Annotated in this window: 20 protein-coding genes; 15 read left to right on the top strand and 5 right to left on the bottom strand. The window is 51.7% G+C overall.

The annotated features are described in order from the left end of the window. Positions 1-21: 21 nt before the first annotated feature. The 6 genes from ACTJKB_RS11215 (at position 22) to pilO (ending at position 5,979) form a co-directional block, all read left to right on the top strand. Complete coding sequence (locus ACTJKB_RS11215) at positions 22-1,071, top strand: type IV pilus twitching motility protein PilT (protein ID WP_440833997.1); 1,050 nt, start codon at positions 22-24, stop codon at positions 1,069-1,071. After that, a complete protein-coding gene (locus ACTJKB_RS11210; protein WP_440833995.1) occupies positions 1,071-2,276 on the top strand; it encodes a type II secretion system F family protein in 1,206 nt (401 codons plus the stop codon). Before ACTJKB_RS11215 ends, ACTJKB_RS11210 begins: the two co-directional genes overlap by 1 nt. 135 nt (positions 2,277-2,411) lie before the next feature. Then, positions 2,412-2,909, top strand: coding sequence for a type II secretion system protein (locus tag ACTJKB_RS11205; protein WP_440833994.1), 498 nt, complete (start codon positions 2,412-2,414; stop codon positions 2,907-2,909). A gap of 81 nt (positions 2,910-2,990) precedes the next feature. After that, entirely contained in the window at positions 2,991-3,740 is a 750-nt protein-coding gene (locus ACTJKB_RS11200) for a prepilin peptidase (RefSeq protein ID WP_440833992.1), read from the top strand. A gap of 15 nt (positions 3,741-3,755) precedes the next feature. Then, entirely contained in the window at positions 3,756-5,381 is a 1,626-nt protein-coding gene (pilM, locus tag ACTJKB_RS11195) for a pilus assembly protein PilM (protein WP_440833990.1), read from the top strand. Further along, positions 5,365-5,979: a type 4a pilus biogenesis protein PilO gene (pilO, locus tag ACTJKB_RS11190; RefSeq protein ID WP_440833989.1), complete on the top strand. Its 615-nt coding sequence runs from the start codon at positions 5,365-5,367 to the stop codon at positions 5,977-5,979. The genes pilM and pilO overlap by 17 nt, the downstream gene beginning before the upstream one ends. Positions 5,980-6,125: 146 nt before the next feature. Here the strand turns inward: pilO and ACTJKB_RS11185 are convergent, their stop codons facing one another. Further along, the gene (locus tag ACTJKB_RS11185; protein ID WP_440833988.1) at positions 6,126-7,550 is read right to left on the bottom strand and encodes a VanW family protein; all 1,425 of its coding nucleotides are present in this window, start codon (positions 7,548-7,550) and stop codon (positions 6,126-6,128) included. Between the two features lie 314 nt (positions 7,551-7,864). Between ACTJKB_RS11185 and ftsE the strand changes: the two genes are divergently transcribed. The 5 genes from ftsE (at position 7,865) to ACTJKB_RS11160 (ending at position 13,797) form a co-directional block, all read left to right on the top strand. Then, a complete protein-coding gene (gene ftsE, locus ACTJKB_RS11180; RefSeq protein ID WP_440834736.1) occupies positions 7,865-8,551 on the top strand; it encodes a cell division ATP-binding protein FtsE in 687 nt (228 codons plus the stop codon). After that, positions 8,541-9,455, top strand: a complete 915-nt coding sequence (ftsX, locus tag ACTJKB_RS11175; RefSeq protein WP_440833986.1) for a permease-like cell division protein FtsX — start codon at positions 8,541-8,543, stop codon at positions 9,453-9,455. Before ftsE ends, ftsX begins: the two co-directional genes overlap by 11 nt. Before the next feature lie 63 nt (positions 9,456-9,518). After that, positions 9,519-10,838, top strand: coding sequence for a murein hydrolase activator EnvC family protein (locus ACTJKB_RS11170; RefSeq protein WP_440833985.1), 1,320 nt, complete (start codon positions 9,519-9,521; stop codon positions 10,836-10,838). Positions 10,839-10,958: 120 nt separating this feature from the next. After that, entirely contained in the window at positions 10,959-12,428 is a 1,470-nt protein-coding gene (locus tag ACTJKB_RS11165; RefSeq protein ID WP_440833984.1) for a S41 family peptidase, read from the top strand. A 109-nt stretch (positions 12,429-12,537) separates the two neighbouring features. After that, complete coding sequence (locus ACTJKB_RS11160; RefSeq protein ID WP_440834735.1) at positions 12,538-13,797, top strand: PDZ domain-containing protein; 1,260 nt, start codon at positions 12,538-12,540, stop codon at positions 13,795-13,797. Between the two features lie 284 nt (positions 13,798-14,081). On the opposite strand, the gene ACTJKB_RS11155 is transcribed toward ACTJKB_RS11160, so the two are convergent. The 3 genes from ACTJKB_RS11155 to ACTJKB_RS11145 all read right to left on the bottom strand — a co-directional run bounded on the left by ACTJKB_RS11155 (position 14,082) and on the right by ACTJKB_RS11145 (position 21,483). Then, positions 14,082-19,469: an S-layer homology domain-containing protein gene (locus ACTJKB_RS11155; protein WP_440833983.1), complete on the bottom strand. Its 5,388-nt coding sequence runs from the start codon at positions 19,467-19,469 to the stop codon at positions 14,082-14,084. Between the two features lie 149 nt (positions 19,470-19,618). Continuing rightward, positions 19,619-20,278 carry a response regulator gene (locus tag ACTJKB_RS11150; protein ID WP_440833982.1) on the bottom strand — a complete coding sequence of 220 codons (660 nt, stop codon included), beginning with the start codon at positions 20,276-20,278 and terminating at the stop codon, positions 19,619-19,621. 41 nt (positions 20,279-20,319) lie between these two features. Beyond that, positions 20,320-21,483, bottom strand: coding sequence for a sensor histidine kinase (locus ACTJKB_RS11145; protein ID WP_440833980.1), 1,164 nt, complete (start codon positions 21,481-21,483; stop codon positions 20,320-20,322). A 168-nt stretch (positions 21,484-21,651) separates the two neighbouring features. Between ACTJKB_RS11145 and ACTJKB_RS11140 the strand changes: the two genes are divergently transcribed. The 3 genes from ACTJKB_RS11140 to ACTJKB_RS11130 are packed head-to-tail and all read left to right on the top strand — an operon-like array spanning position 21,652 to position 24,929. Beyond that, positions 21,652-22,587 (top strand): ABC transporter ATP-binding protein, encoded by a 936-nt coding sequence (locus ACTJKB_RS11140; protein ID WP_440833979.1) that lies wholly within the window; start codon positions 21,652-21,654, stop codon positions 22,585-22,587. A gap of 19 nt (positions 22,588-22,606) precedes the next feature. Further along, on the top strand, positions 22,607-23,776 hold the full coding sequence (locus tag ACTJKB_RS11135; protein WP_440833977.1) for an ABC transporter permease: 1,170 nt from the start codon (positions 22,607-22,609) through the stop codon (positions 23,774-23,776). Then, positions 23,769-24,929 (top strand): ABC transporter permease, encoded by a 1,161-nt coding sequence (locus tag ACTJKB_RS11130; RefSeq protein WP_440833976.1) that lies wholly within the window; start codon positions 23,769-23,771, stop codon positions 24,927-24,929. Before ACTJKB_RS11135 ends, ACTJKB_RS11130 begins: the two co-directional genes overlap by 8 nt. An 82-nt stretch (positions 24,930-25,011) precedes the next feature. Here ACTJKB_RS11130 and ACTJKB_RS11125 read toward each other — a convergent pair whose 3' ends face one another. Then, a complete protein-coding gene (locus ACTJKB_RS11125; RefSeq protein WP_440833974.1) occupies positions 25,012-25,566 on the bottom strand; it encodes a GNAT family N-acetyltransferase in 555 nt (184 codons plus the stop codon). Positions 25,567-25,887: 321 nt separating this feature from the next. Between ACTJKB_RS11125 and ACTJKB_RS11120 the strand changes: the two genes are divergently transcribed. Beyond that, complete coding sequence (locus ACTJKB_RS11120) at positions 25,888-26,211, top strand: L-rhamnose mutarotase (RefSeq protein ID WP_440833973.1); 324 nt, start codon at positions 25,888-25,890, stop codon at positions 26,209-26,211. Positions 26,212-26,235 lie beyond the last annotated feature (24 nt).

The raw sequence follows: 26,235 nt of genomic DNA, 5'->3' as shown, positions 1-26,235 counted from the left end.
TGTTAAGGGAGGAGGAAGACCATGCCGACATCCACGAGAGACATAGTTCAACTGCTGCACACTGCATATTCTTCCAAAGCTTCTGATCTGCACATCTCCGTAGGCTCTCCGCCGGTGATACGGATCGACGGTACACTTCATCCTATTGAAGGCGAGCTTGTCACAACCGGGGAGTCAGCGGCTATGGCCGGAATACTGATGGGGGAGCGCCATGGCAAGGCCTTTGATGAGGCGGGTGAGATCGACTTCTCCTTTCCGTTGGAGAATGGGGTTAGGTACCGGGTGAATGTCTATAGGCAGCGCAGCGGCATCAGCATTGCTGCCCGGTCGATTCCGGCAGAGATTCCTTCTCTGGAACAATTGGGTATGCCTCCACTTTTGGCATCCCTGGCCACGAAACCCCAAGGCCTCATTCTGGTTACCGGCCCGACGGGCAGCGGGAAATCCTCGACGCTCGCCGCAATGATCCACTCTATTAATCAATCGGAGAGCAAACATATCGTTACCCTTGAAGATCCCATCGAGTTTCTTCACAGGCATGGCAAATGCCTGGTGGACCAGAGGGAAGTGGGCAGTGACACTGGAAGCTTCGCAAGCGGACTGCGTGCTGCGCTTCGGCAGGACCCTGATGTGATTCTTGTCGGGGAGATGCGTGATCTGGAGACGATGGCTGCGGCCATCACAGCCGCAGAAACAGGGCATCTGGTGCTTGCCACGCTGCACACAACAGATGCACCGCAGACGATTGACCGGATCATCGATGCTTTTCCGGGACAGCAGCAGGGGCAAATTCGCTCCCAGCTTGCATCCGTCATGCTCGCTGTCATCAGCCAGCGATTATTGCCAAGAGCCGGCGGCCGGGGGCGCTTGTGCGCAACGGAGATACTGGTGAATACTCCGGCTGTTGCCAATTTGATCCGCACCGACAAGACCCATCAGATCAAGAATGTCATGCAGACGAGCCGCACGCTGGGTATGCACACGCTGGAAATGAGCATACGTGACTATTTGGCACAGGGGCTTGTTCGCCCGGAAGTGGCCAAAGTATACATAAATGAGGTGAACGCCTGATGGCTCTGTTTGAATATCAGGTGAAAACAGCCGCAGGCAGGCCGATCAAAGGCAAGCTGACTGCTTCAGATAAGCCGGCCGCGATGGAGGAGCTGCGCAAGCGCGGCCTGACCGTATTTTCTCTGGTGGAGCGTAAGACCTCAATTCTGCAAATGGAGCTCTATATCGGAAAGCCGGTCAAGACGATCCATTTCATTATTTACTGCCGCCAGTTCGCCACGCTGATGCGTGCCGGGGTGTCCATCCTGGAGGGTACCCGGATTCTGGCGGAACAGACGGAGAGCAAACCGCTGCGTAAAGCGCTGCAGGATGTCGGCTCCAGCCTGATGCGGGGGATTTCATTCTCCCAGGCGGTGCAGGACCATAAAAAGATTTTCCCTCCGCTGTTCGTCAGCATGATTCGTGCAGGCGAGGAGTCCGGCAATATGGAAGGTACGCTTGAGCGGCTCGCGATGTTCTTTGAGAAGCAGCACACGACAACTGAAAAAATTAAATCCGCGCTAACCTACCCTATAACTGTCGGAGTGATGGCTATAGGGGCAGTTATATATCTCCTGTGGGCGATTGTGCCGCAGTTCGTCACCATGTTCGAGTCGATGAATGCGGAGCTGCCGGCGATCACCAAGCTTGTGCTGGCCCTCAGCAAAAGTATTCAGGGACAGTGGTATTTCTGGCTGCTTGGCGTGCTGCTGCTGGTAACTGCTTTCCAGGTGGCCAAACGGACGGAGCGGGGAGCTTATGCGATTGACTATGCCAAACTAAAGGTGCCGGTGTTCGGCAAGCTGAATCAGAAAGGCTCGATCGCCCAGTTCACCCGTACGTTCTCATCGCTCTATGCCAGCTCTGTCCCGATTCTGCAATCGCTGGCGATTGTGGAGGAGGTAGCGGGCAACAAAGTAATTGGACAATACATCCGCAGCGCGGGTGATTCCTTGCGTCAGGGCAATCCGCTCTCCGAGCCGCTGAAGAAGGCCTGGGTGTTTCCGCCGCTGGTTACACAGATGATTGCCATCGGAGAAGAGACCGGGGCACTCGACACGATGCTGTCCAAGGTGGCCGATTTCTACGAAATGGATGTAGAGAACACGGTCGACCGGCTGAAGTCACTGCTGGAGCCGCTGCTGATCGCTTTTCTGGCAGGTGTGGTAGGGGTTATTGTGGCAGCCATTATGCTGCCAATGTTCAGTCTATATAGCAATATGTGAACTTGCGCTTCGTTGTACATATGGAGAGGGGTGACGCCGGGGAGGGCGGCGCGTAGTCTCAAGAGCTTTCGCTGGTGCTCGAAGATGGGGGAATTGTTGCAACATACCACTACTAAATATCAAGGGGGAAATTAAATGTTGGCACAGGCAATAAAAAGAAGACTCAGCAAGGAAGAAAATCAAAAGGGGTTTACGCTGATTGAGCTTTTGGCGGTTATCGTTATTTTGGGGATTATTGCGGTGATTGCGATTCCTATGATTGGCGGAATTATAAATAATACTAGGGATGATGCCGATGCTGCAACAGCCCGTCAGATATATGATGCAGCACGATTATACATAACTAGTGAGAAGGATGGGATCTTTGATCCTAATCCAACCACCGCCAATGATACTGTAACGGTTTACATTAAGAACACTGCCACAGCTTCTCTTGGACTCATTGATAAGCATTACTTAGAAACCGATTTGGTACTTCCTAGTAATAAGGAAACAATTACAGGAGGATCTGTTGTCTTTATTGACGGTAAACTAAAAGACACTGGAGCAGTACTTATAGAAACAAAAACATATACAAATGCTAAACCCAAAACGTTCACCGCAAAAGAAGTTTTGAATGCCGAGAAGGAGTAAGTAAATCAATTCTCTAGTTTTTAAGGAATCGGACCCATTCCGGTTCCTTTTTCACAATCCCCGAAAGGGAACTACACTACTATGACTATAATAATCGCAAGCTATATTACGTTACTCGGGCTGGTACTCGGCTCGTTCTTTAATGTTGTGGGGCTGCGGGTACCGGTAGGTGACTCCTTGGTGCATCCGCCTTCGCGGTGTCCTAAGTGCAATACCAGGCTTGGCGCGCAGGATTTGATTCCGGTATTCAGCTATTTATTATCCGGCGGGAAATGCCGTCACTGCGGAGCGAAGGTATCTTCTGTATATCCGCTTGGAGAAGTGGCTACCGGGCTACTATTTCTGTGGATGTATCTGGAGCTGGGGCTTACGCTGAAAGGAATGGCAGGCCTGCTGCTGGCAAGCCTGTCGGTCATCATCACGGTAGCCGATCTGAAATACATGCTGATTCCCAACAAAGTGCTGCTCTTTTTTCTGCCTCTCTTTCTTGTGCTGGTGCCTTGGATGGGGGACGGGGGACTCTCGAATTATCTGCTTGGCGCTTTGTGCGGCGGTGGAATTCTTTTACTTTTGGCTCTGTTTGGCGGCATGGGAATGGGTGATGTCAAGCTGTTTGCGCTGCTGGGCTGGGTTGTCGGCTGGCAAGGTGTCATTGTAGCCTTTCTAATAGCCTGCGCACTCGGAGCTGCGGTGGGCGGATGCTTACAGCTAGTTGGCATTATCGGCAAAAAACAGCATGTGCCGTTTGGGCCTTTTCTGGTGACAGGCACCCTGCTTGCCTTTGTGTACGGTTCGGACATCATCGGCGCGTATCTCTCGTTTATCGGTTAGGAGGATCAATATCACATGCTTGTACCGGGTCATCGGGCGATCGGGATATCTATTGAGGAATCTGCGGTCCGCTATATCAGCTTAAAGCACAACAAGACATGGGAGGTCCGCAAAAAAGGGACTCTAACTCTGCCTCCAGGTATGATCGTTGAGAACCAGATCGCAGACAGCGAGGCGCTGCTGGGTGTCCTCAAACCTTGGGTAAAGCAGCAGGGGCTGCGGGGGGCCAAGGTGTCTTTGGCTATTCCTCCGGCGCAAATCATCATCCGCCAGATGGCCATTCCCAGCATCAATGAGAAGCAGCTGGATCAGCTTGTGAAGCTGGAGGTCGAGACAGGCCTTCATCTGCCTTTTGAGAATCCCGTCTATGATTATGTTACAACCGCAGTCGATGTCGACGAGGATCAGACGCATTTGCTTGTTTTTGCGGCGCCGCGGCTGCCGATTCAGCAGTATATTGATCTGCTGGAGAGCGCTGGCCTGCGGGTACGCACTATCGAAATATCGGCCACTGCCCTGGCCCGCAGTATTCATCTCGTTCACGGAGAGGCATTCACAGAAACGATGCTGATCCATCTGGAGCGGTCAATGCTGGACATATATATGTTCCGCGATGGTAACCCCGTGTTTATCCGAACGATTAATGTGGCTGATCTGCAACAGAGCAGAATAGAGACAGCCTTTATCCCGGATATGGCTGAGTATGAAGCTGAAGCGGCTGCGGCCATTGAAGAAATGGAAGAGAGTCTATCGCCGGAGCAAATGGTGGAGATTACGGCTGAAATCTCGCGGATGCTGAATTTCTATCAGTACAGTCTGCATGACGGCAGTACGCGAATTGGCAATATCGTGATTACAGGCACTTCAACAGTACGAAGACAGCTTCATGAAGAGCTGCGCCAATCTTTAAGTGAGCAGGAGATTGTTCCGGTCCATTTGGATCAACTGGAAGCGGGAGCGGCACAGGATGCTGAGCTGAACAGTTACCGGGTTGCTACTGGGGCCGCGCTCGGCAGCTCTATCCGGCATATTGATCTTTTCCCCAGAGAAGACCGCGAAGCGCAGCTTTTCCCTTATGTGGCTATGGCACTGGTGGGGATCTGGCTGCTGGGGGCCATTGGAACAGGGATCTATTTTGCCTCCAACAAGGGCCAAATCAGCGAACAGGCAGAGCAGCTTCAGGGGCTGCAAGACCGTAGTGCGATGATGCAATTGGAGCTTAGCAAGCTCAATAACAGCGGCTCCGTAAAGCTCGACCGTAAAGCAGCCATCGGTGAAATTTTGAAGTACAAGCTGAATATCGTTTCTGTGTTGAACGAGCTGGCCACAGGGCTGCCGCAGGGAAGTTCGCTCCGGACTATCAATTATATCTATCTGACATCCATTGATTTAACAGTGAACGTGCCTACAATGGAGGATGCCTCTCTCTATTTGGCGAACCTCCGGAAAATGTCTTTTAGCGTGGAGGCTTCTATACTGAAGTTAAGCGAAGGAGATTCGAAGGAGGGTTCACAAGCCTCTGCATCCCTGACCAAATCATACACAGCTGTGTATAAGGTGAACCTGGCGAAAGGGAATCCGAAGGAAGCCATTGAACAGAACAATCAAGGGGAGGCAGAGGATGATGGAACAGATCAATAAATATCGTTCGCCCATTGTGCTTGGCGTTCTTGTTCTCTTTCTGCTGCTGCTCGCGTTTTTTATCCTTGGAGTGCGTCCGACAAACCATACCATTGAGGAACAAAATTTGCAGATGTCCCAGCTTGTGCAGCAAAATGGACTTTTGCAAAATAAAATCAATGAGCTGAAGAGTTCCTCTGCGGATAATAAGGAGCAGGAATCACAGCTCGCACAGCTTCCACGCGGCGATAACAGTGAACAGCTTATTCTGGACCTGAGATCCATCGGTACGCTTACCAATACCAGGCTTAAGGATATCGGCTTTGCAGTGGGTGAGGGCAATCCGATACAGGAAATGACGGGCGCATCCGAGGCCGCCTTTCCTACCGTGAAGCAGTTGAAAATGACAGCGCTGGTGGAAGGAGATTACGCAAGTGTCCGCAACTGGATGACTGCGCTGCAGCTTCTGCCCCGCATTATAAATGTGGATTCCTTCAGCTTCCAGCAGTCATCTGGCAGTATCATATCCGCTAATATCGCCTTCACCGCCTATTACGAGGAAGCCCCCGAAGCCCCGGATACCGGGCAGCAAGTTGCGATAGGAGATCAAACTGAATAATTCACAATGTTCTTAGATGAACAGAAGCATATAGATTCTTATCTTTCCAAAAGACGGCCGGACCCTGAATGTCTGGACCGTCTTTTTACTGCAGGCAGGAGGGAGAGGCTTTCCTGCAGCAAGTCCTTCATGCACCATTCGCCCAATCACCCCCGAACCCCATCCTCTACCAGTGGCTGCTTGCGGGAATCAGGCTGGATGGACTTGCCCATGCCGCCCCGGTTGATGGCGATGATGCGTTTCTGCGCGTAGTAAGTGTCACGGGAGAGAAGCTTCCTCTCTACGGCTTTACCGTCCACGAGACGGGTGATGTGGGTTTCAACGATATAGCCGGTTTTTCCGTTCTGGAGAACCCGGGTGCCGCCGCGCGGGAGTGAAGGATCGCTCACGTATTTGTCAGTAGGCGCAAGCACCTCTATAGTCCGGGACTGGACAAGGAAGGTTACGTTCTTCGGGAACGTGCCGAACAGCTTCACGGTTAAGGTACGCCCTTGGACAGCGGCATGGATAATCAGGTATTTGCCGGTATTGTTGCGGAAGCGGAAGTTGATATTACCTTCGGAGAAGGTGGCATCCTGCCCTTTCGGCAGATAGCCCACCGGCAGGGAGTGATTGCGCCGCTCCACGATTTCGAGTCCTGAACGCAGTGCGGCGTTATACAGCGTGCTGGATACCTGGCAGATGCCCCCGCCTGTACCGGGCTGAAGCCTGCCGTTAACAATGACGGGCGCTTCGCGGAAGCCGGTATCTGCCTGGGCCTTCTGAATGGCTTTGCCGTAATCAAAGACAGCACCAGGAGGAAGCATGGTACCGTTGACCGCCTGAGCGGCAGCCTCGACATTGAAGCTGCGGCCGGGTCCGCTGGCGCCGAGGGAGGTACTGAACTGCGAAATTTTCCGCTCAATGCCCTGCTCCTTCAGTGCCCTGAGCGTGACCTCCGGCTGCTGTGTGCTAAGTGGAACTTCAAGCAGGATATGCTTGCCCGTAAGGCTGTCGGCACTACGGAATGACACTGGTGCTGCTGCTTGCAGGGTAAGCTCCAGCGCATGCCAATCCACCTCATAGGAGGTTTTTTCGGGCGTATACACCACGCGGTCATCTGCAGTGATGCGCCGTTCAGCGTTCACGGGAACGCCAAAGGTTTCTTTTTCCCAGGCCGGGCTCAGACTTTTCTGCAGCTCCGCAAGGTCCAAATGAACCCCGAGCTCCCAGCTGCGGGAAAAGCCCCAGCGGGCGCGTACCCGATCCAGCAGTCCTCCCCCGGTGAGCGTGTCCAGTCCATGGAGAAAATCCTCTGCCTCGTACGTTATACCAGCCTGCTGAAGCGTAACCGGCAGTTCGGTATTGGGCTCTGCTTTCAGCACGAGGGGGAGCGCCTCCAGCGCTTTCAGCCTGGCAGCAAGTCCGGTTCGCACCTCGCCAATCTCCATGCCTCCGACATCCCAGCCTGCCAAAATGGTCTTTTGGGGCAGTGTATGCGGATTACCATATAAATGAAGTCCTCCTGCTACAAGGGAGCCCGCCAGGAGCAGGCCAATTACCGCAATGAGGGCGGCGTGGATCGTTTTCATGAATGTTCTCCTTCTGCTGGGCGGATTTGCGCTAACGAAGGCGCAGGCCAGGGACAACAGGCTTAATGAATGGCTTGTATAGCCGATATATATGAATAGATAGAACCGGCGAAGGGACCTGTTTTATATTACAAAGAGATATATTTTTTCAGATGGGTATGGACTCTTTTTATGTATATGTGCGATATCCGAAAAACTTTCGGGTACTCAAGCAGTTACGGATTTGTTACAATAGATACGCCTGCGGTATTCATGCAGTTTATGGAAGCTTCTGCGGTTTGCAGCGGAATATGTCAGAATCGGGAAGTGATGAAGTGATCGAAATGCAGGATGTGTGGAAGACCTATCCGAACGGAACCCATGCGCTTCAAGGCGTATCCGTCAAGATCGACCGCAATGAGTTCGTATACGTCGTCGGGCCATCCGGGGCCGGTAAATCAACGTTTATGAAATTAATTTATAGAGAAGAAACGCCGACCAAAGGACAGATCTCGGTAGGCGGGTTCAATATAGGCAAGCTGAAGCCGCGCAAAATCCCTTATGTCCGCCGGAATATCGGGGTAGTCTTCCAGGATTTCCGTTTGCTGCCGAAGCTGACGGCCTATGAGAATGTTGCGTTTGCGATGGAGGTTATTGAAGCTCCGAAGAAGGTGATCCGCAAACGTGTCCCTGAAGTGCTCGAATTAGTCGGCCTGCGCAGCAAAGCGAACCGTGAGCCCTCGCAGCTGTCAGGCGGGGAACAGCAGCGGATTGCCATTGCCCGGGCGATTGTCAATAACCCTGCCGTCATTATTGCGGACGAGCCTACCGGCAACCTGGACCCCGAGACATCGTGGGGAATCATGCAGCTGCTGGACGAGATTAATTTTCGCGGGACAACCATTGTTATGGCGACACACAACAGAGATATCGTCAACAAAATGCGTAAGCGTGTACTGGCCATCGAGAACGGAACTATCGTTAGAGACCAAGTGAGAGGGGAATATGGTTATGAGTTTTAAAACCTTCTTGCGGCATGTGCGGGAAGGCTTCAAAAACGTATTCCGCAACGGCTGGATGTCGGTGGCTTCCATCACGTCCATTGTCGTCTCCCTATTCGTGCTTGGTGTCTTCATATTGCTGGTGCTTAATGTCAATGCTGTCGCCAACAAGGCGGACAGCCAGGTGCAGATCAACGTGCATCTCTCCCTGAATACCGACCAAAAAATGCGTGAAACGCTGGAAAATGAAATCGGCAGCATGCCGGAGGTCAGCAAGGTGGAGTTCGTCTCCAAGGAGCAGGGGCTGAAGGAATTCCGTGAGGATATGGGACCGGATGCCGCCGAGCTATTGGAAGGCTTTGATGAAGACAACAATCCGCTGCCGGATAAACTGCTCGTGGAGGTCATCCAGCCGACGACGGTTCCATTTGTGGCGGAGAAGATAGAAGCACTCAACAAAACTCATAAAGAACAGCCGATTTATAAGGTGAATTATGGTAAAGGCTCGGTAGAAACGCTTTTCAAAGTGACGAAGGCGGTGCGCAACATCGGGTTTATTTTTGTAGCAGGACTGGCGCTCATGTCGATGTTCCTGATCTCCAACACGATCCGGGTTACGATTCTCGCCCGCCGCAAGGAGATTGGGATTATGAAGCTGGTGGGTGCGACGAATTATTTTATCCGCTGGCCGTTCTTTATTGAAGGAGCACTGATTGGACTGATCGGTTCACTGGTCACCTCAGGAGCGCTTTATGTAGGCTACAGCAGTCTCGTGGCCTCCGTGGAGGGAGATCCAATGCTGGGGCTGCAGCTGATCCGGTTTGAAGATATTTGGGTTCTGCTCTGCGGGCTGCTCGTTGGCCTGGGCGTGCTGATCGGGGTGTGGGGAAGTACCGTATCGATCCGCAAGTTCCTGAAAGTATAGTGTCTGGCCCAACATATAGGTGAAAGCTGACTATCATACAAGACAAAGGACGGGGAGTGCGAGTTGAAGAAGATTGCCGCCGGATTGACTGCAGTGTTGCTGGCTGTCACACTATTCCAATCCTCTGACGGATATGCCAAAAAGACCACGGTCGCAGAAATCGACAAGCAGCTGAAGCAGCTGCAGCAAGAGGTGCAGGATGCCAAGGCCGCGCAGGATAAGGCGGCTTCACGCAACCAGGAAGCCAAGCATTATTTGAATAAGACGAATCTTAATCTCCAGTATGTGTTGGATCAAATTGCTCAGGTTAAAGGTGAGATGACGGATATTTCCGGCAAAATCACCAGCACGGAGAAATCGCTCACGGTGACAGCAAACGAACTGGACGAGGCGGAAGCACGTGTGGCATCTCGTGAGAAGCTGCTCGAATCACGGGTTCGTCTGATGTATACCGACGGTGCGGTCTCTTATTTGGATGTGCTGCTCTCTTCGACAAGCTTTTCCGATTTCGTGGACCGGGCGGATTCGCTCAAAATGATTGTGGATCAGGATCAGGATCTCCTGGTGCAGCACAAGCTGGACAAGCAGACGGTCATTGCCAAGAAACAGGAGCTCGAAGGGCAATACGCCCAGGCCAAGCAGCTGTACACGGATCTGGAGTCCCAGCGCAGTGTGTTGAAGGAGAAGGAGGCGGAGAAGCAGGAGCTTATCGCCTACTATGACAAGGAAATCCAGGAGTCAGACGGTCTTACGGAAGAGCAGGATGCGAAGCTGGTGCAGCTGGCCAGCGAGCGTTCACTGCTTGAGAGTAAGAAGGACCAGATCAAAGCCGAAGAAGCTGCACGCAAAGCAGCCGCTGCCAAAGCCGAAGCTGCTCGCAGAGCCGCAGCTGCAGCAGCCGCTGCCAAAGCCCGGGCTGCCAGCAGTAATTCAGGCTCAGGCTCAGGTTCAGATAGCAGCGGGGAGTCCTCCGAATATGCCGGTGGAGGCGGGCCGTTCCTGCTCCCTGTGGGATCTGCGCGGATTTCTTCACCATATGGGGTCCGCACACATCCGGTGACGGGTGAAGTAGGCAAAATGCATACTGGTACGGATTTTGCGGTTCCGCAAGGGACGGACATTCATGCTGCCGACTCCGGTACGGTCATTGTGGCTGAATGGTGGAGCGGCTATGGATATACCGTAGTGATCGACCATGGCGGCGGGGTATGGACACTTTACGGCCATATCCGCGAGGGTGGCATCAAGGTTAGTGTAGGCGACCGGGTGTCGCGCGGCCAGACTATCGCTGAGTCAGGCGCAACCGGCCGTGTCACCGGCCCGCATCTGCACTTTGAAGTGCGGATCGACGGCAAACCGGTGGATCCAATGCCTTACCTGTGATTTTAAGGACTAATAAATATTAATTAACTTTGCGGCATATACTGGAAGAGATACCGTTCTTTGCAGAACGGCTGTGTCTTGGGCTTCATAAGATGGACAAGAAGGGACGGTGGGAACATCATGTTGAAGAAAAGCACAGCGGCGTTTATGATCGTCGCCGCCCTGCTGTGCGGCAGCCTGCTGACCTTGGGCGTCACCGGCTATGCGGATATCTTCGGACAAGCCGCGGGTGAAAGTGCGGCAGCAGCAGTCGTGCCGTCTGGCGGCCTGCAGGAGAAAGAGTCGCAGAAGCTCGGAACCGCGATGAGCCTCATAGAGGGCTATTATTACCAGGACGTAGACCGGACGAAGCTGATCGACGGTGCCGTCAACGGAATGATGGAGGCACTGGGCGACCCGTATTCGAATTATATGGGCAAAGAAACGGCTGAGAAGTTCGAGGAGAGCATTGAAGGCTCGTTCTCTGGTATCGGAGCGGAGGTCTCCTCGGATAACGGTAAGGTCGTCATCGTATCCCCGATTAAGGGTTCTCCCGCCGAGAAAGCCGGACTCCAGGCCAAAGACGTGATTCTGTCGGTCAATGGGGAAACGCTCGAAGGCAAGGAGCTGAATGCTGCGGTAGCCAAAATCCGCGGGCCCAAGGGGAGCAAGGCTACCTTAAAGATTCAGCGTACCGGATCTGCGGAGCCGCTTGAATTCGTCCTTACCCGCGACGATGTGAAGCTGGAAACGGTATACGCCAAGCTAGGCAAAGATGGCGTAGGTATCATCGAGGTGACTCAGTTCTCCATGAATACGGCTGAACGTTTTGAGGAAGAGCTTGGCAAGCTGGAGAAACAGGGCATGAAGGGACTCGTTATTGATGTCCGTAATGATCCGGGCGGTGTACTCCCGGTGGTGATTGAGATGGCGGAGCAATTCGTTCCCAAGGGCAAAGCGATTGTTCAAGTGGAGCAGAAAGGCAAGTCCACTGAAGTTAGCAAGTCTGCGGGCTCAAGCAAAGATTATCCGGTTGTCGTGCTGATGAACAAGGGCAGCGCAAGTGCCTCGGAGATTCTGGCCGGAGCTCTGCAGCAATCTGCAGGAGCCAAGCTGATCGGAGAAAACTCCTTTGGCAAAGGCACAGTCCAGACCAGCTTCGACAAGCAGCTTGGTGACGGCAGCCTGCTGAAGATTACCATTGCCAAATGGCTGACGCCAAACGGCACATGGATTCACGGCAAGGGCATCAAGCCGGATATTGCGGTGGCTCAGCCGGATTACTTCTCGGTAGCGCCGATTAATAAAAGCTTAACCCTGCAATACAATATGAACAGCGCGGATGTTAAGAACGCGCAAACGATGCTGGACGGTCTGGGCTACAAGCCAGGACGGAAGGACGGATATTTCGATGCCGCAACGAAGGATGCGGTGAAGAAATTCCAGAGTGCATCCAAGCTGAAGGTGACCGGCAGCATTGATGCCAAGACCGCCGAAGCACTGGAGCTCGCGCTAATCAAAGTGATTCAAGACCCGGTGAATGACAATCAGCTGAACAAGGGAATTGCCGAGGTTCAGAAGGAAATTCAGGCTTCGTCGTCGAAAAAGTAAGAAGGCTGATTCCAGCCTTCTTTTTTTAAAACCTTATTAGGCTGAGCGCTAAACGCTGCAGATCATCACCACCCGGACGTAAAGGAGTGTGACGAACGGTTTGAATGAAATGCCGGAACTGCTTACAAGCTGGGGCACAGCAGTGATACATCTGCTGATACAGCCCTATTACTATATTGCGATCCTTTTTATTGCTGTTTATTACCGCAGACAGATAGCGCTTGAACGGAAGTTGATCCATGTGAAGCTGCATAGCTGGGGGCAGGAAACCTGGCGCACGGTATGGAGTGGCCTGGTCATGGGTCTTGTCGTTTCTCTTGCAGCTGTGGCCCTGGGGATTTCGCTCACGGGTACAGCAGTGGCCTGTATTTGGGTCGTCAGTCTGGTGCTTATGCTCTTTCGTGTCCGTTATTTGTGTTTTGCCTATTCCATAGGCTTGCTTGGAATCATTCAATTTATTCTGTCGTTCTTTCCAGGTATCCTGCAGAGCGGACCGGCAGGTACCATCGCCACCGCGTTGCGTGAGATGGATATCCCCGCACTGCTGGTGCTGGCCGCACTGCTGCATCTGGCCGAAGCGCTGCTGGCGCGGTGGCAAGGCGCAAGGCTGGCCACGCCGCTCTTTCTCAAAGGCAAGCGCGGCAAGGTGGTTGGCGGCTATCAGCTGCAGGCCTTCTGGCCGCTGCCGCTATTCCTGCTGATGCCTTCGGGCGCAGGAATCGGGGATCTGCCCTGGCACCCGCTGCTGGGCGGCGGGCTGGGCCTGGTGTCCCTGCCGGTCATCATCGGCTTCAGCGAGATGACCCAGGGCATGCTGCCCGGGCGTAAAAGCGCCCGCACAGCAGGACGTCTGCTGTTGTACAGCATCGTCCTGCTAGCCTTAAGCGGGCTTGCCGCCTGGTGGAGCCCGCTGACCGTGCTCGCGGCGCTCGCGGCGGTCCTGCTGCACGAAGCTCTGGGCTGGTACAGCGCTCTGGAGGAGCGCAGTCTAAGCCCCATCTTCGTGCACCCCGCAGCCGGCCGCAAGGTGCTGGCCGTGCTGCCGGACAGCCCGGCGCAGGAGCTGGGCATCCTGCCGGGCGAGATCCTGCTGAAGGTCAACGGGGTCCTGTTGACCGATGCTGCGCAGCTGCATGAGGCGCTGCGCATGAATCCCGCGTTCTGCAAGCTGGAGGTGCAGAACCGCGAAGGCGAGAGCAAATACCTCCAGCGCGCAATCTATGATGGCGATCATCATCAGCTTGGCATCATACTGGTGCCGGAGCCAGACGGTTCGGTCACCGCAGAGGCTAAGCCTTCTAGCATCTTCAGTATCATCGGGATGAAGACTGGAGAGAGCCGGAGCCGGCTGATGGACAAGCGGCTATAGACAGGAGCGTCTGCATGGGAAGCTTGCACAATTATTAGTGCTGAAGCAGCAGTGTCTGTATTAGGACGGTGAAGCTGCTTCCACTTGCTGCCTCCCGGTACGGAATGTCCTGAAACACTAAATGCCCTTTCGAATTCCCACTTGGGAATCGAAAGGGCATTTATGTTTGCTGCTGATGTTCTCGGCCATATTAAGCTTGACGTATCCCTTGATGTGGGCAGTAATGTACATGGTGGAAGAAGTCGGGGGCTTCCCGCCCCCTTCAACTAGCCCTTAACGAATGATTAATTGGTCAGCCATTCTTTGCCGTTATCTATGCGGTAGGTGTGATCTTTGCTTGCTTCTTCAATATCGGCAAATGCCCAGTGGCTGGCGGGAACATCCGCCCAATCAGGAGATGACACACCGTTAAGCGGCCCTCTGTCAAACAGACGGTTCATTACGGTGACCGCCTCCGCACGTGTCAATGCTTTGCCTGGTGCAAAAGCTCCATTTGCATACGGCTGCATGATACCTGCTGCACGATCTGCATCAATAGCTCCGGCAGCCCAGTGAGTGCCTACATCAGGGATGGAGGAGACCGCAGTGCCATCTTCGGTGAAGGTCAGCTGTTTGAAACGTGCGCTTAGCAGCGCCATCTCGGCACGGGTTACTGCTTGATCCGGATGGAATTGACCATCAGGGAAGCCCTTCATAATTCCTGCGGCAACTACTTGTGCGATGTAACCGGCAGCCCAGTGGCTGTTGCTGACATCTGCAAAGCTGCTTGCAGTGGCGTGAGCTGAAGCGTCCTGATTCAGATTGCGGGCAATCAAGGCTGCAAGCTCTGCTCTCGTAATGGCACGGTCCGGTTTGAATGTACCATCGGTATACCCCGTGATATACGCATTGTGAGAGCTGGTGCCCTTATTCCATACCTGGGACAGGTTGGTATTTGGCCACTGAAGTACAGTATATTTACCGCCGACATTGCCCTTAACTTCCAGGCCGTAATTTCCGCCGCCAAGATCAACAAGGCTTCCACGGACGAGGCTGATAGTTCCTTTGGCATCGACTGCATATACAGCGAGGGAATTGAGGAATGCCTCACGTTCCTGCGCGTTGGCCGGTACTGCTACTCCTTGGAGTGGAATAATGACTTTGATGGTTTGTCCTGTTATGGCTGCACTGCCGCTTACTTGCAGGGCAGGAGTGAGTCGTACAGGCTGTACCTGATTGGAAACTGCTGATACGATTTTGTTCTGAAGCAGCTCTTGGGTTTGGTCATTGCTGTATTTTACAGTACTAATTACTAGCTTGGCAGTGTCTTCAATACCTTGAAGAGCGGCTGCAGGTATGCTAACGATCCCTTGACTGGTGATAATCTCCAGTGTGAGCTTGGAAGCAGCCAATTGTTTAGCCGCGCCGCTGTCCAGTTGCAGAGAGGTCTGGGTAACCTCATGCTTAACATCCGGAATCGTGATCTGAATCGTGTCACGTTTGCCATCCTTGGCTTTGGCGATCGCCTCTTCTGCCTTTGCCGCCGACATGACTAGCTCATCATTCTTCGTTCCATCGGTGTTCATATTTCGCTTAATGCTGATGTCTGCAGAAGATGTAGAGTCTGAGCCTACAATTGCTTTAACAGTCTCTTCGGTTGTGGTGGCTGGGCCTGATGTATCGGCTTTAGCCAATTGCACAATGGTAAAGGTACTGAATTTACTTACCCGGAATGAAATTCCGGTAGCCTTTTTGTTGTTATCCAGCACCAGGGTTCCTTGCTGCATTACCTTTTCACCGTCGCTGTGGATTACATAAACGCGGAGGGAGTCTAGGTTGGACGTATCCGGTGTGATGCCATTTTTAGTGAATGGAACGTATACCTCGGTATCATAGCCGCTGTAGTTCGTTTCAATTTCAAGTGATCTTCCCAAAATATTGACCGTCTGAGAATTATACTGAACAGGAATTTCTCCATTAATTTGGGTTTGCAAGGCTGTACTTCTCAGTGGAACAAGGTGGAAGAATAAATCCAGGTTATTGTTCTGCATCGACTGTAAAGTTGCGGCCTCAAGCGTGACGGTGGCATATTCGCTTTGAAGATTTAACTGGTATGAGCTTCCTGCCAGGGCATTCAGGGAAGCGGCAGGAACTTCGACAGCTAGTTCATCGGGTACGTCGCCGGCTACCTCGTCGATAACAACCGTTGCTGAGCTTCCATTCTTACCGTTTGCGACGATTTCTTCTGCTTTGGATGGCGAGAATACAACTTTATCAATAGTGGAGGACTCACCTGTAGAACTCAACACATTGATACGTGAAATCGGGATGTTCGCAGAAGCATTGGCTGGGTCTTTTACAATAACATTACGGGTATAGCCTGTGTCTACGGTTCTTGTGGAGCCTTTCGATTTAACAATGACCAGGAAGGTACGTGTTTTTTCGATCTTTCCCTTGCGTACCGTAGCTGTCAGAATAACACTTTCATCTTCGGTTTGTGGATTAACTTTACCAGTAATTAAATTATTAGCTGATGTGGACAATGCAATGACTTCCGGCTTGCTTGATTTCCATTCAACGTCTGTACCGAAATTACCGGTTGAAACAACATACACAGGGCTAGTAACACTTTCCCAGGTGTCTCCCTCTGTGAACCGTACCTTAAGTAGCTTGGCGGCCGCATTGACTGACTGTTCATCCGAGGAAGCTACAGCTACTGTCGTAGCAGGGCTTTCGGACTTCTGCGACTCGGTCAAGGTAACCTTAACCGATTTGAGACCTTCCAGATCAAGTCCGTCAATTGTTACTGGACCTGCAGCATTTCCGGTATTCGTTTTACTTCCAATAACGACACCTTTATCATTATAGAGCTTAACGGTGGCGCCAGCCGGAACTTCGGTTACTATAAGGGTTCCTTCTGTTTCTTCTACAATAATGTTTGCGGTGCCTGGTTGAACAGACTGTGCATCTTTGACGGTCACTTCAACCTTGGCACTCTCCGACTTGTTAGCTTCTGTGAAGCTAACTTTGATGATCTGTCCGTCCGTTAGTCCCCCGTCTTGGGCAGGAAGGATCAGGTCAGCAGGACCTTCACCGGTGTTAGTGACGGTACCAATAAGGGTAACTCCATCCTCTTGATACACAGAGACTGTCACACCAGGCCGCACATTTGTCACTGTAACAGTATCGGTTGTGGCATTGGCTGTAATTGCAGCCACACTTGGCGCCTCTGAAGGGTCAGTGGCAGCAGGGATCTCAATCTGCGGACTACCAGACTTGTTCTCTTCACTTAAACTGACTTTCACGATTTGCCCTTCAAGTAGACCTTCATCTTGAATTGTAACTGTCAGATCAGCGGGTGCAGTTCCTGTGTTGATCGCTGTTCCAAGCAGCGTTACTCCGTCAACGGCATACACGTTGACGGTAACACCAGCTGGAACGTTCTTCACAGTTACAGTATCTGTTGTTGCGTTCGCTGTAATGTCGGAAGCTTGTGGTGCAGCACTAACTTCCTTGGCTGCAGTGACTACAGTCAGCGGGCTCTCGGCTTTGTCAGTCTCGATGAGACTGACCTTGAGGGCTTGATTATCATCAAGGCCAGCGGCGATTGCTACGTTAACATCGCCCGCAGCGGTTCCATTGTTGGTGGCTGTGCCAATGACAGTGACGCCATCAGCGGCATACACCTTAACGGTAGCGCCAGCCGGAACGTTCTTCACGGTTACGCTATCGGTTGTTGCGTTCGCTGTAATGTCGGAAGTTTGTGGTGCAGCACTAACTTCCTTGGCTGCAGTGACTGCGGTCAGCAGGCTTCCGGCTTTGTCAGTCTCGATGAGACTAACCTTGATGGCTTGATTATCGTCAAGGCCAGCGGCGATTGCTACGTTAACATCGCCCGCAGCGGTTCCATTGTTGGTGGCTGTGCCAATGACAGTGATGCCATCAGCGGCATATACCTTAACGGCAGCGCCAGCCGGAACGTTCTTCACAGTTACGCTATCGGTGGTTGCGTTCGCTGTAATGTCGGAAGCTTGTGGTGCAGCACTAACTTCCTTGGCTGCAGTGACTGCGGTCAGCAGGCTCTCGGCTTTGTCAGTCTCGATGAGACTGACCTTGAGGGCTTGATTATCATCAAGGCCAGCGGCGATTGCAACGTTAACATCGCCCGCAGCGGTTCCATTGTTGGTGGCTGTGCCAATGACAGTGATGCCATCAGCGGCATACACCTTAACGGTAGCGCCAGCCGGAACGTTCTTCACGGTTACGCTATCGGTTGTTGCGTTCGCTGTAATGTCGGAATCTTTCGGGGAATCCGAAGTCTGAACAAGGGTACTGGCTGTTCCGTTCAGCTTGATTACCCGGTCAGGCTCATCGGGTATTTGAATAACGACTTCACCCGTGGAATCGCCAAGAGTTTTCGGTACAAAGCGGATTGTGATTTCTCCGCTCTCCCCTGGCTGCAGTACCTCGGTCGTCGTGTTCTCCACAATTTCAAAATCACCGGTAATCTTCACATCATCAATAGCCAAAGGCGTGTCCGATGTGTTGGTAACGGTGATGACAGCCTCTTTGGTTCCGCCATCTGGAAAGAAGACGCTGGTATTGGAGATATAGAGCTTATATCCAGTCAGCAGCTTTTTGTATACTTTCAAATAGATTTTTCCGGTGTTCTCATACAAGAACATCACATCGCCATTGGTAGAGTTGATTGCCGCGTTAGCGACAGATGTATTCGCAACCTCAACGGCAGCAGCAAAGTTAATACCTAGATTCTGGCTCACTTCAAAATAAACCTTGCCTGCATCGCTGAAGCCGGTGGCCACATTTCCATACCGGTCAGCACTCAAGGAGCGTGCAGTGCTGCTTGTGTTGTTGCTGACTTGAAGGTTGCTGACCGTATTGTTGGTCAGATTCATACGGGTCAATACAGTGCCTTGACCGGCGACAAACAAGTATTTGCCCATTTGTCCCGACGATAAGGAGCCTACTGAATAGAACACACTCGCCCCAGGAACAACACCTGTTCCGAAGCTTACCCCATGATTGGTGCTGATGTAGTACTTCAAGGAAGGATTGTCCTTTTGCACGATAACATTTCCGGTTTCAGGATCAATATGGATATCGGTAAATGCATAGGACTCGTTAAACTGATACATATTGAAGGAATCGCCTTGATCGCTACTGTAATAGAATAGACTCCCGGCTCTATCTGTCACATAGACATAATTTCCGTCCACAGCCAAGTGAATAGCTGCAGCCCCTGCCGACACAGCCCCGATCTCAATAGGGGCAGAAAAGGTTTGACCGCTGTCTGTGCTCTTGGAGAGATAGGATTTGCCGCTCTTTACCCATCCTACATAAACGGTACCAGCTGCAGAGACTGCAACCTCCGGCTCGAAGCTTGCATTCGTTACGAGCACACTCGGGAGGAAGGTTTGACCTCCTGTGATACTTTTGGCTACACGGATTTCGTTGTTGCCGTTATAGACGGCATAGATGGAACCATCCGGTGCCACAGCAAGGTTTCTGGAGGTGTTGCCCGGCGCGATGGTCCAGCCTGTATTCTGATCGCTTACAAGAACCTCCCCATAAGCACTTGTGTCTGCAGAAGCATGTACACGTCCCAGCGGGGCTAGCAAACCAGCCAGCATACTTAGGACAACAACAAGGGACATTGTTCTAAATGATATCATTTTGTTCATTCCGACAATCCTTTCTACCTAAGATGTTTGGGTCTATAGTAGCAGGTTGCACTGAACAAACACTGAACAAATTGTTGGACGATGTCGAACTATTGAATTATTTTAGGGCTTTATGGGCTCACGGGAATGAATTCTTAAGTTCATTCTACATAGCCACCATTCTTTAAATAAAAAATGGCGATTTGGGTCCGGTCACGGAGGCCCAGCTTGCTTAGAATATCGGTGATGTAATTTTTGACCGTACCTTCACTTAAAAAAAGCTCTGAGGCGATCTCCTTGTTGGTATGGCCTTCTGCGATCGAGGATACCACAGCCAGCTCGGCCTTGGTCAGTCCGTACGATGCCAGTGTCCGGGCCGGAGCCTCTTTCGGACGTGCAGCCGGCTGCAGAAAACCCGCCAGCTTGCGGGCGATGTCGGGATGGATGAGCAGGTTGCCTTCATGCACAGTTTTGATACCCTGGATGATCCGGTCCGGCGGAATATTCTTCAGTAAATACCCGCTCGCACCGTTACGCAGCGCTTCTATTATGTATTCGTCATCGTCAAAGGTCGTCAGCATCAGCACGGAAACCGCCGGGAAGGCTGCTTTGATCAATTTTGTACCTTCGACACCGTCGCAGTGGGGCATCCGGATATCCATCAGTACCACATCGGCATGAGGCAGCTGCTTCAGCAAAGCGAGGGCTTCATGTCCATCGCCGGCAGCGCCTGCTACCTCAATGTCCGGGTCCAGCGCAACGAGCACCTTGAGACTTTCGCGGATAAATGAATCGTCGTCAACAATAACTACTTTGATCATAAGAGGCCTGTCTCCTTTAGGCAGAATGGTCTGTGAAAAGTTTACTGGGGAAGCTTTTCGGGCGGCCTGTGCATTGGAACTCTGGTAATTACAGCAAATTCCGGTTCGAGCTGAAACTCCAGCGTTCCGCGCACCAGACGGGTCCGCTCCATCATTCCCTGCAGGCCCATGCCACCCGTGCCTCTGAGTTTCGCAAGAGGGTTGTCTTGCGGGCGCTCTCCGTTATTGCCCACCACCATTACCACTTCGTGTCCGCTGTACGATACTTTGATCCATACTGCAGTAGCTTGGCCATGGCGAAGAGCGTTGGTAAGAGCTTCCTGGGCATTTTTGTAGAGTGTAACCTGAACGCTGGGATACAGCGGATAAGGCATGCCCTGCACCTGGTAGGAGGTTTCAATGGCCGTGTGACGGCCAAGCTCCTCCAGCAGCCGGTCCAGTGCGTAAGCCCCTTCAAGCTGAGAACCATAGTTAATCCGACGGACAGCGGCGCGCATATCGTCCATACTTCCCGAGAGCTGGTCACGAATCTGATTCATCATTTCCATCCCCGTCTCCGCAGAATGCGGCAGGGTGTGGATGGCCGCCTCGGTCATCATTTTGACCCGGATCAGGCGGTGGCCGATGTCGTCATGCAGTTGACGTGCGATCCGTACCCGTTCCTCCGCTTGCGCGGCCACTTCGATCTGGGAGTTGAACTGCAGCAGCCGGCTGCGGGCTTCTTCCAGCTGGAAATGTTTTTTTCGCAGCTCATCATAGAGGAATAGGGTCTCGTCGCGCCCCCTTCCCGATCTCAGCAATAACCTGTTCAAGGTGGCAGATAGCAGAAAGGTGAGGTTCGTATAGACCAACACCCGTGGATCGGATCCGCTAAGTGCTGTATTAAGTGCCACCAGATGAAGAGCGAAGAAGACAAGCACTACCGGCCTGCGCTCCAGTCGGGAGTAATAGAGCAGTGCCGAAATAGCCGGAAAAATCATCAGCGCCCCGTAATGCTGGCACAGCCAGGCCGTATAGAGTAATTCAACACCGGCGGCTAGCGCGGTAAGGAGACCCGGGAGCCGCTTGCCCAGAGTCACGATCAGCAGGAGCAGCAGAAAATGAAGGGTGAACAGCTCATAGTCGGCATAGTCATACAGATAGATGGCAATCAGTGCAGGGATGATAATAAGCGCATAACGCAGAACGTTCAATTCTCTGTTCAAAGGGAGGTCATCCTTTATAGGGTTGGTCTATTTATCTTAACATAAGAATCCGCTGGTTCAGGAGATGACTTTAGTCACCTCCAAAGAATGACCTTTCGTACCTTCGGCCGCGGTTTTCTTACGCTACAATGAAGACATAGAAGCAATAAGGAACAGGAGAGATGAAGAATGGCATTTGCGGTACTAACCGATGTGGTGAAACGGTACGATCAGAAGTTAACGGTGGATCACGTGAATTTCAGCATTCAGGAGGGGGAAATCTTCGGCCTCCTCGGCCCGAACGGAGCAGGGAAAAGCACCACGATCAGCATGATCTGCGGGTTGCTCAAGGTGGATGGCGGCGATATCGTGATTGACGGACTGTCCGTAATGAACCAGCCACTAGAGGTCAAAAAGCGAATCGGCCTCGTCCCCCAGGATCTCGCTTTATATGAAAATATGACAGCGGCGGAAAATGTGAGCTTTTTCGGCAAGCTGTACGGTCTTCGCGGCAAGCTGCTGAAGGAACGGGTCGAGGAGGCGCTGGCCTTCACCGGACTCAGCGACCGGGCTAAGGATAAACCGTCCACCTTCTCCGGCGGTATGAAAAGACGGCTGAACATCGCCTGCTCGATCATGCACCGCCCCAAGCTGATCATTATGGATGAACCGACCGTAGGCATTGATCCCCAGTCGCGCAATCATATCCTCGAATCCGTCAAGGCGCTGAATAAGCTCGGCTCAACGGTGATCTATACGAGCCATTATATGGAGGAGGTAGCCGCCATTTGTGACCGGGTAGCGATAATGGACAAAGGTCATATCATTGCCTGTGGAACCGAAAGCGAGCTGCGGGAACGGGTAGCCCATGAAGAAAAGATTGTCATAAAAGCTTCTCAAATCACACCTGCCCTGATCCAGGAGCTGGGCCAGCATCCAGGGATAAGCCGCGTTGAACTCAGCGGAGATACGGTAGAGCTGTATTTGCCTTCCTCGCAAAGCCAATTGCAGGATATTTTATTTATCTTTGCTAAGCATGAAGGAATCATTGCTTCCCTGAATATAGAAGAGCCGGATCTGGAGACTCTGTTTCTTAACCTGACCGGACGGACCCTGCGGGATTAGAGGAAGGAGGAGGGCTTACATGAACACGTGGACCATTATGATCTATGAGCTGCGCAGACTATTCCGCTCACGCTCTATGCTGTTAAATATGTTTTTGCTGCCATTGGTACTGATCTTTCTCCTGGGTGCTTCACTGTCCGGGGTGGTTGGTGTCAAAGGCGCGGCCAAAATCGACCCTGTACGGGTGGCGGTAGTTAATCCCTCAGGTGAAGGGGCAGGGCCATCGGCTATGATTGCAGCTTTTCTGAAGTTGCCGGAGGTGCAGGAGGTCATTATCCCGCAAGAAGCAGAGAGCCGCCAGGCGGCAGAGAGCGGACTCCGCACCGGAAAGTACGGCTATGCAGTAATCGTTCCGGACGGCTTCGACAGTGAAGTGCAAAGCGGCAAAAAAGCACAGCTGGAGTTTATTCTTGGTAAGAACCGTACGGACAATATGGTGGCGGGAACGGCTTTTGATAATTTTCTGAGCAAGATGAATTACAAGCAGGCGGCGGTGGCGACACTGGGGCCAGAGGCGCTGACGGTGTCGGCTTCCTTACCGGCTGACCATGAAGCGGTCAAGCTGGGCGATCTGAATAATGGGGGCAGAACCTATACGGCTTCCCAATTCTACGCGGCATCCATGCTGCTTATGTTTCTGCTCTACAGCGGAATCACGGTGACCAGTTCTCTTTTCAGTGAAAAGGATAACCATACGCTCCACCGTATCAACTCTATGCCGGTCAAGGGCTCAGAGCTGTTTATCGGTAAAATTCTCGGAGTAGGCATCGTGTCCATTGTGCAATGTCTGGCGATCATTCTGCTCAGCAACCGGCTGTTTGGCGTGTACTGGGGCAATCGCCCGGGTCTTCTGCTGCTGTTCTGTCTGCTGATGATTATCGCTTCCATGACGCTGTCCATTGTAATCTGCTTATTCAGTAAAACCGCGGCAAGCGCAAGCAGTATCATTAGTGTAATCACGGTATGTATGACATTCCTGAGTGGGGGGATGGCTCCGCTGCCAGACGCCTGGGTGAATACTATCGGTGCTGTTACTATTAATCATTGGGTGCTGCAGGCGGTGATCCGAATGATGCTGCATTCAGAATTGTCACAGATTTTACCGAATCTGCTCATTATATCGATAATCTGTCTCGTGATGTTCAGCGCAGCGATTTTTTCATACCGGAAGGTGGGTTACCATGAATAAAATATTCACAATCGCCTGGAATATGGTTAAGCGGACCATCGGCTCCCGCAAAGGGTTCCTCACGTACATCCTGCTGCCAAGTATCGTGGTTGCCGCGATTATATCGGTTACCGGAGGCATGGAAAACCATTCGGCAACCGTGCTATATACCAATATGGATACAGGAGCAGCAGGGCAGCATTTGCTTGCCGAACTGGAGAATACCGGGGACTATAAGCTTGTTCCGCGAAGGGATGAGGCAGCGCTCAAAGAGGGCGTTATCGGTCAGGAGGGTGGTGTGGGAATATGGATTCCGGCAGAGTATACCGCACAGCTTGCACATGGAGAGCAGCCGCAGCTGAATATCTATGAGCTTAGAACGACAGAAACCTCGATCATGTTCAAAATGAAAGTGAATACGATCGCAAATGAAATGCTCCAGACCGCACAAACCGTACATGCGGTCAGCGGAGGAACGGGGGATGCTGAAGCCGGGCTTGGTGCAATTCTGAAGCAGGCCGGGCAGCATCATGTGGGAAGTATACGTACGGATTATGACCTGTATCCCCGGGAAACCCTCGGAGTCATTACAGGGATGACCTTAATGTTCCTCATGGGTTTGGTGACGAGCACAGTATCCCTGATTATGGATGACCGCAGGGGCCGGACCATGATGCGGATGTTCAGCGCACCGGTCCGTTCTTATGAGATTGCACTGGGGAACTTCCTGGGCAGCTTTATGGTCGGAGTCATCCAGATTGTGGTTGTGCTGATCCTGGGAAAATGGGTGCTGCGCTATGACTATGAGGTTCCCGCATATCTGTATTTCATGGTGCTTGCCGCATTTATGCTCGTATCCATGGGTATTGCCAGCACCGTTGCGGGACTGGTCCGCAATCCGCGCAACGCAGGCATGCTGAACGCGCTTATTCTTACACCGACCTGCATGTTGGGCGGCTGCTTCTGGCCACTCTCAGTGATGCCGGACTATATGCAAAAAGCAGCCAACTTCATGCCGCAGAAATGGGCGATCCAGGCAGTGGATATCGCCGCAACCGGCGGCGGCTGGAATGAGCTGTGGCTGCCGTTTGCCATCCTGGGCCTTATGGCCGCGGTTCTGCTGGCGATTGGCTCAGCCATTCTCCGTCCGAACGAGACGGGAATCAGTGCGTAGGCCAGTATTTGATGCCTAAGGTATAATAGATCAGCCTGCTGTATCCGGCCATTCACCGGAGCGGCAGGCTGATTTCTTTGAATCATGGATTGAGGACTACTTTCGGCTCCATAAACCAAAAGAGAAACTTTCCCATCGTGAATATTAATAGTTTACGATATTCTTCTTTCTCTATGGTCCCACCTGAAATCAGCATATCATAGGTTTCGCCTTTATCTTCAACGGAAAGTCCTGCTTCTGTATAACCGTTATTTAGATAGAATAACTTCCTTTTCATGCGTTGTTCTTGATTTTGCCCATTTTGTTTTGTGGTTTCAATATTTAGAATAATACGTTTGTTAATATAGGTTTCCCTTATTATTTGTAACGCTCTTCCACCATACCCTTTTCCACGAATTTGATTATTTATCGCGAAATATAGTATGAAAATTATATCTTGATAGTGAATTAAAAGAGTGAATCCGACAAACTCATTATTATCCGTAAATATCAGCAAAGCAGCCTTATCTTTCTCGCATAATTTTAAAATATTTCTGAATGGTATTTGTTCTATTTTGGGGAAAGAACTATGATAAAGCTCTTTTACTGCTGAAATATATTTGTTATTTTTATCAGCGTTGATAGTCATCAATGGCATGGCCGGTTCTCCCTCTATTCTTTGTCTTTTGCAACCTGTTACTGTTCATACCGCTAATCCCCTTCTTCGTAGTTATTGTAATGCAAATGAAGCCAGTCATGTAATAGTACTTGCAGAGCTCACCAGAAATGTGTTGCATAAAAAATATGTAAGCGGTACCATATTATTGGCAGTTACGAAGTAGACGTGATCCAAAGTAAGAGAAGCTTCCGACGCAAGCTGTATTACGAAGAACAGTCAGGAAGTAATACTTCATAGAACTAAGTTTATGCTTACGAATGGAATCTGGTACGTTCACAAAATGTGTAGGAGGCTGAGATCATGGGCAGCAACAAATTGGCTTGGACCTGGCGGGTGAAAGAGGAGTGCTTGGAGGAGTATGTGCAGATGCACCTGAATCCCTGGCCGGAAATCCTGGAGGAGCATTCTAAAGCCGGAATTACGAATTATTCAATTTTTCAGAATGGCAATCAGTTTTTCTATTGCTTTGAATGCAAGGATGCAGAAGCGGCTTTTGCCTACATAGCCCAGAGTGATGCCTGCAACAGATGGAACGCCATTACGTCGAAGATGGTCGAAGGCTCCTTTGATTTCAATGAGGAAAACCCGATGGTTCCGCTGCGTGAAGTGTTTTATCTGGAGTAAGGCTATCTTTTCTGTATATGAACT

Origin of the sequence: Paenibacillus sp. 22594 (assembly GCF_052044425.1) — a bacterium.
Taxonomy (GTDB): domain Bacteria; phylum Bacillota; class Bacilli; order Paenibacillales; family Paenibacillaceae; genus Paenibacillus_AQ.
Note: the sequence above shows the minus strand (reverse complement) of the source record. Positions and strands in the feature narration are given on the sequence as shown.